General features: G+C 68.7%; 12 protein-coding genes. 5 read left to right on the top strand and 7 right to left on the bottom strand.

The window, feature by feature from the left end; translation table 11 throughout:
• Positions 1-299: 299 nt before the first annotated feature.
• From ACFQUV_RS02425 to ACFQUV_RS02395, 7 genes are all read right to left on the bottom strand, one after another.
• Positions 300-1,109 (bottom strand): IS110 family transposase, encoded by an 810-nt coding sequence (locus tag ACFQUV_RS02425; protein WP_378394083.1) that lies wholly within the window; start codon positions 1,107-1,109, stop codon positions 300-302.
• Between the two features lie 241 nt (positions 1,110-1,350).
• Positions 1,351-2,184: a cupin domain-containing protein gene (locus tag ACFQUV_RS02420; RefSeq protein WP_129609429.1), complete on the bottom strand. Its 834-nt coding sequence runs from the start codon at positions 2,182-2,184 to the stop codon at positions 1,351-1,353.
• Positions 2,185-2,235: 51 nt separating this feature from the next.
• Positions 2,236-3,738, bottom strand: coding sequence for a tripartite tricarboxylate transporter permease (locus ACFQUV_RS02415; RefSeq protein ID WP_129609428.1), 1,503 nt, complete (start codon positions 3,736-3,738; stop codon positions 2,236-2,238).
• A 7-nt stretch (positions 3,739-3,745) separates the two neighbouring features.
• Positions 3,746-4,240, bottom strand: coding sequence for a tripartite tricarboxylate transporter TctB family protein (locus ACFQUV_RS02410; RefSeq protein WP_129609427.1), 495 nt, complete (start codon positions 4,238-4,240; stop codon positions 3,746-3,748).
• A gap of 7 nt (positions 4,241-4,247) precedes the next feature.
• The gene (locus tag ACFQUV_RS02405) at positions 4,248-5,945 is read right to left on the bottom strand and encodes a CocE/NonD family hydrolase (protein WP_165363929.1); all 1,698 of its coding nucleotides are present in this window, start codon (positions 5,943-5,945) and stop codon (positions 4,248-4,250) included.
• A 258-nt stretch (positions 5,946-6,203) separates the two neighbouring features.
• Entirely contained in the window at positions 6,204-7,202 is a 999-nt protein-coding gene (locus ACFQUV_RS02400) for a tripartite tricarboxylate transporter substrate binding protein (protein WP_129609425.1), read from the bottom strand.
• Positions 7,203-7,345: 143 nt separating this feature from the next.
• Positions 7,346-7,798 (bottom strand): cupin domain-containing protein, encoded by a 453-nt coding sequence (locus ACFQUV_RS02395; protein ID WP_129609424.1) that lies wholly within the window; start codon positions 7,796-7,798, stop codon positions 7,346-7,348.
• Between the two features lie 445 nt (positions 7,799-8,243).
• Here ACFQUV_RS02395 and ACFQUV_RS02390 point away from each other — a divergent pair, with 445 nt between their 5' ends.
• From ACFQUV_RS02390 to ACFQUV_RS02370, 5 genes are all read left to right on the top strand, one after another.
• Positions 8,244-9,125 carry an NAD(P)-dependent oxidoreductase gene (locus ACFQUV_RS02390; RefSeq protein WP_129609423.1) on the top strand — a complete coding sequence of 294 codons (882 nt, stop codon included), beginning with the start codon at positions 8,244-8,246 and terminating at the stop codon, positions 9,123-9,125.
• Positions 9,126-9,130: 5 nt separating this feature from the next.
• Entirely contained in the window at positions 9,131-9,535 is a 405-nt protein-coding gene (locus ACFQUV_RS02385; RefSeq protein ID WP_111387227.1) for a cupin domain-containing protein, read from the top strand.
• 13 nt (positions 9,536-9,548) lie between these two features.
• Positions 9,549-10,277 (top strand): fumarylacetoacetate hydrolase family protein, encoded by a 729-nt coding sequence (locus ACFQUV_RS02380; protein WP_165363928.1) that lies wholly within the window; start codon positions 9,549-9,551, stop codon positions 10,275-10,277.
• Positions 10,278-10,669: 392 nt separating this feature from the next.
• Positions 10,670-12,841 (top strand): carbon starvation CstA family protein, encoded by a 2,172-nt coding sequence (locus ACFQUV_RS02375; protein ID WP_129609420.1) that lies wholly within the window; start codon positions 10,670-10,672, stop codon positions 12,839-12,841.
• Positions 12,834-13,046 (top strand): YbdD/YjiX family protein, encoded by a 213-nt coding sequence (locus ACFQUV_RS02370; RefSeq protein ID WP_129609419.1) that lies wholly within the window; start codon positions 12,834-12,836, stop codon positions 13,044-13,046. The genes ACFQUV_RS02375 and ACFQUV_RS02370 overlap by 8 nt, the downstream gene beginning before the upstream one ends.
• The last annotated feature ends 146 nt before the right edge of the window (positions 13,047-13,192 follow it).

Below are 13,192 nucleotides of genomic sequence, written 5' to 3'. Positions count from 1 at the left end.
TCGCGGTGCGATGACGACGAGGAGTGTCCCGATCCCGGTTCCTGACCGTTTACCGTCGTGCCTTCGGCTCCCTTGCTCCGCCGACCGGCCTGTTCGGGGCCGGACAGCGATCCTTCGACGTCTGGTTCAGGCGGCCGCGGGAAGGCNTGCGCGCCGTCTTGGCGGCGAGCGCGACGGCCACCACCTTGGCGGGGCGCCGTGCCAGAAGATCGCGCAGCCAGGGGTCGCGGATGCCCTTGGCACGCGCCTGGCGAAGTTGCGAGGTGGCGCCCAGCACAAGCAACTGCCGCAGGGTGCGGTCACCCTGCTTGGAGATGCCGACCGAGCGCTGCTTGCGCCGGTGCTGTCCTGGCGCGGCGTGAGGCCGATCCAGGCGGCGAAGTCGCGGGGGCACTGTCGAACAGGCCCGCATCGGGCACCTTGGCGACCACCATGCTGGCCGTGATCGGCCCGACGCCTGGTATCTCCATCAGTCGACGCGCCGCCGCGTCCGCCCGGGCGAGCCGCGCAATCTGCGCCTCGAGCTTGCGCACCAGCGCATCCACGGTCTCCCATTGAACAGCCAGCAGCGACAGCGCCGCACGCGCCGCCTCCGGGAGGCCCTGCGGGCCGGCCGCGAGTTCCTTCAGCAGCGCATCCAGTCCGGCTTTGCCCTGGGCGGCGACGATGCCGAACTCGGCCAGCCCGGCCCGCATCGCGTTCGCCGTCATGGTCCGCTGGCGCACCAGCAGCGCCCGGTTGCGATGCAGCGCCAAAACCGTCTGCGCGTCCTCGCTCTTGATCGCTACGAACCGCATGGTCGGCCGGCTCGCCGCCTCGCAGATCGCCTCGGCGTCGCGCCCGTCGGTCTTGTTGCGCTTGACGGAGGGCTTCACGTAGTGCGCCGGCATCATCCGCACCGCGTGCCCGAGCCGCTGCAACAGCCGCCCCAATGGTGCGATCCGCCACACGCCTTCCATCTCGACCACGCACGGCGACAGCGCGGCGAAGAAGCGCTCCACCTGGCCCCGCCTCAACGACCGCCGGAGCACCACCGTCCCGGATGCATCGATCCCGTGCACGTGGAAGATCGTCTTCGCAAGGTCCAACCCAATCATGGGAATGCTCATCGTGGACGGCTCCGCTTCCGGAACGAGTTCATCACCGGCCAGATTGGCACAGAGATGCCGCCAGGGGCCGTCCACCCCATCATTCCGGAAGCCGCGAAGCGGCTGTCCGGGCGCAGGCTCCGCCGCGAGCCCGGAATGCAGCGGCGAGCTCGGAACTCTCGGCTGGATTCGGACAGCCGCTTCGCGGCTTCCGGAATGACTACGAATGGACCAGCCGGATCTCGTATCATACCGCGGCAGTTCACACCTCGGCGGTCGGGCCGTGGGCGTGGCGCTCGATGGTGCGTGACGGAGCGCCGCCGCGGTGGTTCACGCCGAGCGGCACCCAGGTGCAGATCTTCGACGGATCGGCCCATACGGTGGCGACCGCGCTCGGCACGAAGAACTCCGAGAAGATCATGTCGCCGGCGTCGCCACCCTTCACCCAATGCGGCTCGCGGTCGTGGTAGTAGACGAGATCGCCGGGCTCCACCGCCATCACCTGGTCGGCGCCCGCCCAGCAGGTGCCGTTGCCGGTGAGGAAGTACATGAAATGGGCGCCGCCCTCGTGGTGATGCACGGGGCATTCGGTGCCCGGCGGATAGATGATCATCTCGCCGCGGATCGCCCGCACCCCGAACATCTTCGGCGTGACGATGTAGATGCGCTGACGGGCGTCGTGCTCGGACTTGAGCAGCGGCTCCTCGCGCCAGTCGACGAGACGGAACGGGGGCGGGTTGGCGACCACCGCGGGATCGAGGGTCGCGGCATCCGGCACCACGGCGCGCAGCAGCGTCGCGCCGCCCTCGCTCGCCAGCATGCCGTCGAATCCGGGTGGCAGCAGCCCGATATGGGTGGTCTCCACCGCGGCGGTGTCGTCGCCGAAGCTCAGCGTCGCGCGGCCGTCCAGCATCTGAAACCAGGCCAGGGCATCGTCGTCGACCGCGAGACGAACGCTGGTGCCCGGCGCCAGCGTCAGCCGGTCGAGGGTGAAGCGCACGTCCGGCACCCGCGTCGGGTCGAGCAGCGTCTGCCGGGTGACGCCGTCGCCGAGCGACACCGCCGGGACATCGCGCGCGTTGAAATGGATTGCCATGCTGCACACTCCGTGACGGCGCCGCGGCTCGGCGGCGCACAACGATGATCGCTACTCCTGGAACGCCTGCTCGCGGGTGGAGCGGATCGCCGGAAGCGCGACAATCAAGAGGAGAATTGCGGCGGCGATCAGGAGGCCGAGCGAGATCGGCCGGGTGAGGAAGATGGTCGGGTCGCCGCCCGATACCCGCAGCGCCCGGCGCAGGTTCTCCTCCATCAGCGGCCCCAGCACGAAGCCGAGGATGAGCGGGGCCGGCTCGCAGGCGAGGCGCTGGAACACGAAGCCGGCGACCCCGAACAGCGCGGCGATCAGCACCGCGGCGGTGCTGTTGTTCACCGAGTAGACGCCGATCGCACAGAACATCAGGATGGCGAGATAGAGGAAGCGGTAGGGCACCTTGAGGAGCTGCACCCAGAAGCCGATCAGCGGCAGGTTGATGACGACCAGCATCAGGTTGCCGATCCACATCGAGGCCACCATGCCCCAGAACATCTGCGGCCGGTCGGTCATGATCTGCGGCCCGGGCTGGATGCCGTGGATCATCAGGGCGCCGATCATCAGCGCCATCACCGGATTGCCGGGGATGCCCAGGGTCAGCATCGGGATGAAGGAGCTTTGCGCGCCGGCATTGTTGGCGGCCTCGGGTGCCGCCACGCCCTCGACGGCACCGCGCCCGAACATCGCCGGGCGGTCGGAGACTCGCTTCTCCAGCGCATAGGCCGCGAAGGCCGAGAGCGTCGCACCGCCGCCCGGCAGCACGCCGAGCACGGCGCCGAGCGAGGTGCCGCGCAGCACCGCCGGCCAGGCACGGCGGAAATCGTCCGGCGTCGGCCACAGGCGGGTGATGCGCTTGGTCACCACGTCGCGATGGGCCTCGCGGTTCGCCAGGTTGGCGATGATCTCGCTGATGCCGAACAGGCCGATGGCGAGGGTCGCGACATCGAGGCCGTCGGCGAGCTCGTTGAGCCCGAAGGTGAAGCGCTGGCCGCCGGTATTGCCGTCGGTGCCGACGAGACCGAGCAGCAGCCCGAGCACGATCATGGCGACGGCCTTGATCACCGAGCCGTGCGCCAGCACCACGGCGGCGATCAGCCCGAGCAGCATCAGCGAGAAGTACTCGGGCGACCCGAACGACTGGCCGAGCCGGGCGAGCGGCGGCGCGAAGCCGGCGATCAGCGCGGTGGCGACACAGCCGGCGAAGAACGAGGCGAGCGCCGCCACCGCCAGGGCCGCGCCGGCGCGGCCCTGCACGGCCATCTGATGTCCATCGAGGGTGGTCACCACCGAGGAGGTCTCGCCCGGCAGGTTGATCAGGATGGCGCTGGTGGAGCCGCCGTACTGGGCGCCGTAGAAGATGCCGGCCAGCATGATCAGCCCGGCGGTCGGCTCCAGATGAAAGGTGAGCGGCAGCAGCATCGCGATGGTGGCGATCGGCCCGATGCCGGGCAGCACGCCGATCAGGGTGCCGATCATCGCGCCGATGAAGGCGAACAGCAGGTTCCACGGTGTCAGCGCTACCGAAAAGCCCAGCCCCAGATTGGCGAGCAGATCCATCGCGGCGCTACCACTCCGGCCAGACCGGGATCGTCAGCCCCAGCCCGGCGATGAACACGGCCCATGCGAGCGCGACCAGCACGGCGGCCGCCACCACGGTCTCGGCCGGCCGTAGGTTGCGGCCGGCGAGGGCGCCGAGGCCGATCAGCAGCAGGATCGCGACGATCAGCCCGAGCCGCTCCAGGGCGAGGCCGAACACCATGAGCGCCGTGGCGACGAGGATCGCGGGCCGCCATGCCGTCCCTTGGATCGGGCCGTCGCCGACGCCGTGCGGATCGCGCAGGCCGCGCAGCGCGATGACGGCGCCGAGACCGAGCAGCAACCAGCACAGCAGCCGCGGCATGTAGCCGGTGCCCATGCGCAACGCGGTGCCGACCGGATAGTCGCGCGACACCCACAGGCCGAGCCCGGCGACCAGGATGAACATCAGCCCGGCGAGCACATCGCGGTGGAGAAGGCGACGCCACGGGCGCGGCACCAGGACGCCGGATCGATCGGTCATGGCGGCCTCATCGCGGTGGGATGACCGGGACGAGCAGGAACGACTCGCGCTCGCCGCCCGCCCAGATGGTGTTGGTGCCGGTGTTGTAGTCGGCGTGATAGTGCGTGTAGTGGACGCTGCCGATGCCGTCGCGCGGCTGGATGTCGAGCCGCAGCCGGTGGCCTTTGCGGAATACCATGGAGGTCGGCCAGATCTCCACCTCGACCTTCACGACCTCGCCGGGCGTGAGATAGAGCCGCCGGGCGTGGCGGTGATAGGGCCGCCACGGCCGCGTCAGCTCCGGATCGAGCTCGCGATGCGAGACGCGCAGCCAGCCCTTGGCGATCGGCACCGGCTGGCCCTGCTGGCCGATCTCCCACACGTCGTTGCCGTCCGCATCGATGTCACGGATCGTGAGGAACAGGTCCATGTCCTCGCTGCTGCTCGACACCCACAGGGTGGCGGCGACCGGCCCGGTGATCTCGGTGTCGTGCGCGAACGGCGCAGTGTCGAGCGAGACCCCCATGCCGGCCTGCATGGCGCCCGAGGCGAGGAACGTCGACGACGCCGACGACGAGCCGCCCTTCGACAGGCCGCTGGCGAAATAGGTGCGCGACGCGGTCTCGGCCGGATTGCCGTCGACCAGGCGGCCGCTGTTCGCCGCGGCGCCTTGCGGTGGCGGCGACAGGTCGAGATGCAGCTTGGTCCAGCGCGTGCGGGCGAGCGGCCATTCGTGCTCGTCGCGCCATTCGCCTCGGCCGTTGCCGTGGCGGATGAACAGCCGCACCGGCGGCTCGTCCATGACACCGTTGTCGACGCCCTTGAGCCAGTGATCGAGAAAGCGAAGCTGCTGCTGCCGCGCCTCCTCGGTATAGAACGGATGCACATGGGTGCCCGAATGCATGCGCAGCTTCTTGTGCTTGGAGGCGGCGCGCATGAAGCCTTCGGTGTTGCCGCGCAGATGCAGCCCCATGCCGGACCAGTTGCCGACCGAGAACAGCGGCACCGTGATCTTGTCCCATTGCGCCTGCTCGCCCGCGAAGGCGCCGGTATCGAGGTTGTGGCGCACCCAGCGCCACAGCGTGTCGGCCGTGAAGGTATCGGGATTGTCGCGATAGGCGCGGCCGATCAGGTGATGGCACAGGTGGGTGACGAACCAGTTGGTCATGAACTGGTTGAGGATGCCGCCGTGGAACAGTGCATCGCGATAGAGATCCGCGAAGCCTTCCCACGGCACGATGGCGGCGAGCGCCGGCGGCTGATGATTGGCGACGAACCACTGGTTGATGGCGAAGTAGGAGATGCCGATCAGGCCGACCTTGCCGTTGCACCAGGGCTGTGCCGCCGCCCACGCGATGGCGTCGCAGTAGTCGAGCGATTCCTGGAGCGACCACGGCTCGGTGCGGCCGGGCGACTTGCCGGTGCCGCGCGCGTCGATGCGCACGCAGGCATAGCCGCGCGGCACCCACCATTCGGGATTGACCGTCTCCCAGTTCATCAGCGGATTCGGCTTCTCCTCGAGGTTTTCGGGCGGAATCCACACCTTGTCCTTCTGGTACGGCCCGAGATTGAGCAGCGCCGGCACCGGCTCGCCACCATCGGGACGCAGCACGTCGGCCTTGAGCCGGCAGCCGTCGCGCACCGGCACGTCGACGTCGCGCTCGACCACGATGCCGTTGCTCGCCCCACCGGCACCGCCGGGCATTTCGCTCTTCACGTCCAGCACCGAGGAAGCTCCGTGTCGTGTTGATATGGAGAAAGGCGGATCGGATTCGAGAGAAGCCGGCGCTTTCACCTCTCCCCGCGAGCGGGGAGAGGTCGGATTTCGCGCCGCAGGAGCGAAATCCGGGTGAGGGGGCTTCGCGTGGCTACGGAGGCGCCCCTCACCCCGACCCTCTCCCCGCACGCGGGGAGAGGGAGAGCAGACGCCGAATGCGAGCCCACTCTGCATGCATGCCGACCATGACGCCGCGAAGCGCCATCCTCATTCGCTCAGCTCGATCTTCACCTCGGACGTGATCTTCTTCCAGGTCGCCATCTCGTCGGCGAGCCAGGTCTTCGCCTCGGCGAGCGACTTGCTCGGCACGATGTTGAAATTCTGCTTCTTGAACGCCTCCTGCACGGCCGGTGCCTGCATGGCCTTGCCGGCGGCGTCGAACAGGATCTGGAGCACCTCGGGGGGCGTGCCGGCCGGCGCGAACAGGCCCTGCCAGGCGATGGTGCCGACACCCGGATAGCCGAGCTCCTGCATGGTGGCGACGTCGGGATAGTCGGGCAGACGGGCATGGTTGACCAGCGCCAGCGGCCGCAGGTTGCCGGCCTTGATCATCGCGGCGGTGCTGGCGACGTTGAGGAAGGCGAACTGGCTGTCGCCGCTGACGAGATCGTTGATGACGCCGGAGGCGCCGGCCTTGTTGTGGATCGCCACCATGTCGAGATCGCCGGCGCGCTTGGCGAACAGCGCCGCGTCGTAGTGCGGATAGCTGCCGACGCCGACCGAGCCGTAGCGCACCTTGCCGGGGTTCTTCTTGGCGTGGTCGATCAGCTCCTTGACGGTCTTCGGCGGAAAGTCCTTGGTGGTGGCCACCATGAACTCGGGGATGTCGACGAGGCGCGTGACCGGGACGACGTCCTTGTCGTAGGCGATCTTGAACTTCTGCGGAAACAGCACCGGCGTGATGGCGTTGGTCGACACGTTGCCGATCATCACGGTGTAGCCGTCCGGCTTGGCGCGGGCCATCTCCTCGATGGCGATGATGCCGAAGGCGCCCGGCTTGTTCTCGACCACGAAGGACTGTCCGAGGTCCTGGCGCATGTGCTCGCCGACCAGACGGGCGACGATGTCGGTGGCGCCGCCGGGCGCGTAGGGCACGATGATCTTCACCGGCTTGGACGGGTACTTGTCCTGCGCCAGCGCCGCGGTGCCGAGGCTCGTCACCGCCAGGCAGGCGGCCGCCAGCAGGGCCGTCAGGGATCGTCGCATGGTTTCCTCCTGGTGTGGTCCGCCTTTGGCCACGGAGTGCGGGGGCGGATCGCCGTTGTGGTCCGAAGCTCTGTTGTCCGAAGCTCGTCGTCACCCGTGTGCATCGCACCCGCATCGATCCGGCACAGCCGGGCCGTGGCGTCTCACGCCTTGATGCCGTGCAGCGAGTGCGAGGCGTCCTTGACGGTGAAGAACAGCACGTCGCCGTCCGCCGTCGCGCCGCCCGAATGCAGTGTTCCGGCCGGGATGTAGACCAGCGAACCCGGCCCGGCCTCGACCGGCACGCCGCCGATCGTCGCCCGGAAGGTGCCTTCGAGGATGTAGATCCACTGCTCGTTCGGGTGCGAGTGCGGCGCGGCGCCGGTACCCGCTGCCATCCGCATCAGGCCGACGATCATCCGGTCGCCCTCGACGCAGGCTCCGGCGGCGGTGGAGTAGTCGGGGCCACCGAGAATGTGATTCACCTTCGCGAGCTCGAACAGGTACTCGCCTGGTCCCGCCCGCTTGGCGCCGGGCGTGCGGGCCGCTGCGGGGCTGCTCGACGGGGCTCTGCGCGACGCGGCGCCACTCGACCCGCTGGATGCAGGCTCGCTCATGGGCGTCTCCCGTTCCCTTGTTGCTTGTTCTTGTCTGCCGTCATGCGGCACCGCGAGGTTCGGCGGTGGGTGGCCCGTTTGTCAATCGCCGAGTGATGCGACCGGGCGAAGCGCCCGCACCGAGCATCTGCGCCATACGCATGGCTGCAAGGTCGGCCATGCACACCTTGTATAGAAGGCGGGGAACGTCGAAACCGAGATCGCCACGCGCTCTTCGCGGTGCGGCAGGCCGCGCCGGCGTAGCGGCGCCTCGGGCGGCGGGTGACCCGGCCGGCTTGCGCCGGCCGTGGCGACGAGGCAGCATGCCGTCCGTCGTCCTCGTCGCCTGTCGCCTTCCTTCGTCGTCCTTCTCGCCTTGCGTCCGCCGGCTTCAGACCGCGTCGTGTCCGTCGCGGGCGAGCGGACCTATTCCGCGTCGGCCCCCCAGAATCAGGAGAGCACACAGGTGAAGATCGGATTCGTCGGCCTCGGCGACATGGGATCGCTGATCGTGCCGCGCCTGATGGCGGCCGGGCACCGGGTCACCGGCTGGAACCGCACCCGAGGGAAGGCCGAGCCGCTGATTGCGGCCGGCATGATGTTCGCGGACAGCCCGCGTGCCGCGGCAGCGAATGCCGAGCTCGTCTTCTCGATCGTCACCGACGGGGCCGCCGTGGAGCAGGTGGCGCTGGCGCCCGACGGCATCCTGGCCGGGCTGCGCGAGGGCGGCATCTACGCCGACATGAGCACCATCGCACCGCATGTCAGCCGCGGCGTCGCCGAGCGGTTCGCCGCCGGCGGCCGGTTCATGCTGGATGCGCCGATCTCCGGCAGCCCGGTGACCGTGCAGGCCGGACAAGCCTCCGTGATGGTGGGCGGCGACGAGGGGGCCTATGAGCACATCGTGCCGGTGCTGCAAGCGATCGGCCCTAAGGTGATGCGCGTCGGCGGCAACGGCCTCGCCTGCCAGATGAAGATCGCCGTGAATTTGCTGCTGATGGTCGAGGTGATCTGCTTCGGCGAGGCGGTGGCGCTCGCCGAGAAGGGCGGGGTTGCGCGCGAGACCGCGGTCGACGCGATCCTTCGGAGCGTCGCCGCCTCGCCGGTGCTCGGTTATCGCGGTCCCTTCATCCTCGAAGGCAAGATGCCGGCGAAGCCGCTGGCCGACGTGACGCTCCAGCAGAAGGACATGCTGCTCGCCCTCGATCTCGGCCGCCGGCTGGGAAGCCCGGTGCCGCTCGCCGCCGCCGCCAACGAGATGATGAACGCCTGCCGGGGGCTCGGCATCGACCACCGCGATTTTGTCGCCGCTCACCAGGTCTATCGGCGGCTGGGAGGACAAGCGTGAGCCGGATGTACCGCACCACCTTGGCCGACGTGCCGCACGTCCAGGGGCTGAAGCGTGCCGACGGCTGGGTCGACATGCAGGTCCAGTTCCTGATCGACAAGAAGACCGCGGGTGCCGACCATGTGGTCGGCTGGACGGTGCTCAGGCCCGGCGCCAGCCACGAGTGCCACCGGCACCGCAACTGCGACGAGTTCTTCATCGTGCTGGAAGGCGAGGGTCACATCATCACCGACACGGGCCTGGAGCCCTCCCGCAAGGGCGATGTCGTCTATTCGCCGCGCGGTTGCTGGCACGGCTTCGACAACACGTCGGATCGCGACGTGGTTCTGGTCTGGGGCTGGATGGGCGCGGGCTCCATCGCCGACTCGGGTTATGAAACACCCGGACGCTCCGAGGAGGGCGGGCCATGAAGGAACCACGACGATGACCATGACGAGCACTACCAGCCCGGCGACCTCGCCACTCGCCGATCCGCGCCTCGCCCGCGGCATGGCGGCTCAGATGACGCTGCGCGATCGCGCCATCGCCGAGGGCGCCCGGCCGATCGGCTGGAAGGTCGGCTTCTCCACCCCGGCCGCTCTCGCCAAGCTCGGCACCAAGGCGCCGCTGGTGGGCTTCATGCTCGACCGCAAGGTGCTCGCCGCGGGCGCCACGGTGGCGTTGTCGCGCTTCAGCGGTGCGCCGGTGGCGGAGCCGGAGATCGTCGTCGAGATCGGCACCGATCTGCCGGGCGGCGGCGACGAGGCGGCGGCGCGCGCCGCCATCGTGGCGCTCGGTCCGGCGATCGAGCTGGTCGACGTCACGCCGAGCGATGATCCGGAGGCGATCCTGGCGGGCGACATCTATCACCGCCACGTCGTGCTCGGCCCGCGGGCATCGCGGCCCGGCGGCGTCACCGCGGATCTCGTCTCCCGCGTGCTGCGCAACGCCACGACGGTGGCGACACCGGCCGACGTCACCGCCAACACGGGCGGCCTCGCCATGCTGGTGCGTCACGTCGCCGACACGGTGGCGGCGCTCGGTCTGACGCTGCGGGCCGGCGACCTCATCATCGCGGGATCGATCACGGCACCGCTCGCTCTCACGGCCGAGGACCGCATGCTCGTCCATGCCCTCGATCCGATCGGCGAGGTCTCGGTGCGGTTCGCCTGAGCGTCGGGCACCCGCCGTCGGCGAGCCCGTCGAACGGCGCGGGCTCGCCGACGGCAACCTGGCGTGGCGCATCGGCGGACGGCGCGCTTGCGTTGCCGGTCGGTGCTGCCCGTCGGTGCTGCGGGTCGATGCTGCGGACAGAGGTGTCATGAAACCGCACGCTCGACACGTCCGGTTCTTTGCTGTCCTTCGCTCCGGGTGCCTCTCACAAAGTTGCGTGAGTAACGTTGTGAAAGACAGATTGCGCTACCTTCGTAAGGACTCCTCCGACTAGGTGTTTTTCACCTTTCTTGATACTTCGGCGACGTCGACCGTAATTCGCGCGTGTCGCGGCGCCCGCCGCGAGCAGGTGGTCCGTGTGCCTCGCGGACCCGGCCGGTTAGGAGAATCTCATGACGGCTCTAGTCCGAAGCAACCCGAAAGGGCACTGGGCCCTTTGGGTTCTGGTGGTGATACTGGGCACCGTATCGCTCGGTGTCGTGGCGCTCAATCGTGGTGAGAGCATCAACGCGGCGTGGCTCGTCGTCGCCGCGGTCTGCACCTACCTGATCGCCTACCGCTTCTATGCTCTGTTCATCGCCGAGAAGGTGCTGCGCGTCGATCCTGCGCGCCCCACCCCGGCGCAACGGCACAACGATGGTCTCGACTACGTCCCGACCAACAAGTACGTGCTGTTCGGTCACCACTTCGCCGCCATCGCGGGCGCCGGCCCGCTGGTCGGCCCGGTGCTCGCCGCCCAGATGGGCTATCTGCCCGGCACGCTGTGGATTCTCGCGGGCGTGGTGTTCGCCGGCGCCGTGCAGGACATGATCGTCCTCTTCATGTCGACGCGGCGCGACGGCCGCTCGCTCGGCGACATGATCCGCGCCGAGATGGGTCCGGTGGCGGGCGGCATCGCGCTGGTCGGCGTGCTGCTGATCATGATCATCCTGCTCGCCGTGCTGGCGCTGGTCGTCGTCAAGGCGCTGGTCGGCAGCCCATGGGGCACCTTCGCGGTGGTCGCGACCATCCCGATCGCCATGCTGATGGGCATCTACACCCGCTTCATCCGGGTCGGCCGCATCATGGAGATGTCGATCATCGGCTTCGTCCTGCTGATGACCGCCCTGCTGTTCGGCCGCACCGTCTCCGAGACCCCGTCGCTCGCCGTCCTGTTCGACTGGAAAGGCGAGACGCTGGCGCTGGCCATCATCGGCTACGGCTTCGTCGCGTCGGTGCTGCCCGTTTGGCTGCTGCTGGCGCCGCGCGACTATCTGTCGACCTTCCTCAAGATCGGTACCATCTGCCTGCTGGCGATCGGCATCATCGTGGTTCAGCCCGAGCTGAAGATGCCGGCCATCACCAAGTTCGTCGACGGCACCGGGCCGGTGTGGGCCGGCAGCCTGTTCCCGTTCCTGTTCATCACCATCGCGTGCGGCGCGGTCTCGGGCTTCCACTCGCTGATCTCGTCCGGCACCACGCCCAAGATGATCGAGAACGAGGATCAGATCCGCCTGATCGGCTACGGCGGCATGCTGATGGAGTCGTTCGTCGCCATCATGGCGCTGATCGCCGCGACCGTGATCGAGCCCGGCGTCTACTTCGCCATGAACAGCCCGGCCGGCGTGATCGGCACCACGGTCGACAAGGCCTCGCAGGTCATCTCCACCTGGGGCTTCCTGGTGACGCCCGAGATGCTCAGCCAGATGGCCTCCGACGTGGGCGAGCACACGATCCTGTCACGGGCCGGCGGCGCGCCCACCCTCGCGGTCGGCATGGCCCACATCCTGTCCGGCCTGATCGGCGGCAAGGCGATGATGGGCCTGTGGTACCACTTCGCCATCCTGTTCGAGGCCCTGTTCATCCTGACGACGGTCGACGCCGGAACCCGGGTCGCCCGCTTCATGATCCAGGACCTGATCGGCAGCGTGATTCCGCCGTTCAAGAACACCGAGTCGTGGGTCAACAACCTGATCGGCTCGGCCCTCTCGGTGACGTGCTGGGGCTACTTCCTGTACCAGGGCGTCGTCGACCCGCTCGGCGGCATCAACACGCTGTGGCCGCTGTTCGGCATCTCCAACCAGATGCTGGCCGGCATCGCGCTGATCCTGTGCACGACCGTGCTGTTCAAGATGAAGCACGAGCGGTACGCCTGGGTCACGCTCCTGCCGACCACCTGGCTGCTCGCCTGCACGCTGACGGCCGGCATGCAGAAGATCTTCCACCCCAGCCCGCGGATCGGCTTCCTGGCGCACGCCCAGGTGTTCGGCGATGCGCTGGCCCGTGGCCGAGCATTGCTTGCTGAAGGACAGAGCCTGATCGCCCAAGGTGAAATGGCTCTTGCTCAGGCAAAGTTTGAGCTTGCCCAGAAACAGGTCATGGCGCCGGCCAAGTCATTTGACGAGATGAGCCGGATCGTCTTCAACGACTACATCAACACGGCGCTCTCGGCGGCGTTCGTGGCCGTGGTCCTCGCCATGCTGGTGTTCGGCATCGTCAGCATCCGCAAGGCGCTGGCGACCTCGCGCGTCACCACGGCGGAGGTCGGCGGCAGCGTCGGCAGCGCACGGGCGGCCCATGCCTGAGCCGGGCACCAGCACGCTCGGCCTCGCCGGGTGGGCCGTCCGCACGGCCCGCCTGATGGTCGGGGTGCCCGACTACGAGACCTATGTGGAGCACCGCAAGGTGACCCATCCGGGCGAGCCGGTGATGACTTATGCGGAGTTCTTCCGGGAGCGCCAGGACGCGCGCTATGCGTTCGGCAAAGGCGGCCGCTTCCGCTGCTGCTGAGCCCGCGCTTCCGGAGACGAGGAGAGGAGGGGCGGCCCACAGGCCGCCCCTTTGTCGTCGGGCCGCCGTCTGCGGGCCGCCGGTCTGCGGGGCCAGTGGTGGAAGGGGATCGGCGCCGCGTGACCGCGCGGCCGTGGATCGGTATG

It is taken from the genome of Rhodoplanes sp. P11 (genome assembly GCF_964266735.1).
GTDB classification, from domain to species: Bacteria; Pseudomonadota; Alphaproteobacteria; order Rhizobiales; family Xanthobacteraceae; genus Rhodoplanes; species Rhodoplanes serenus.
This window is presented reverse-complemented; position numbering and strand designations above follow the sequence as displayed.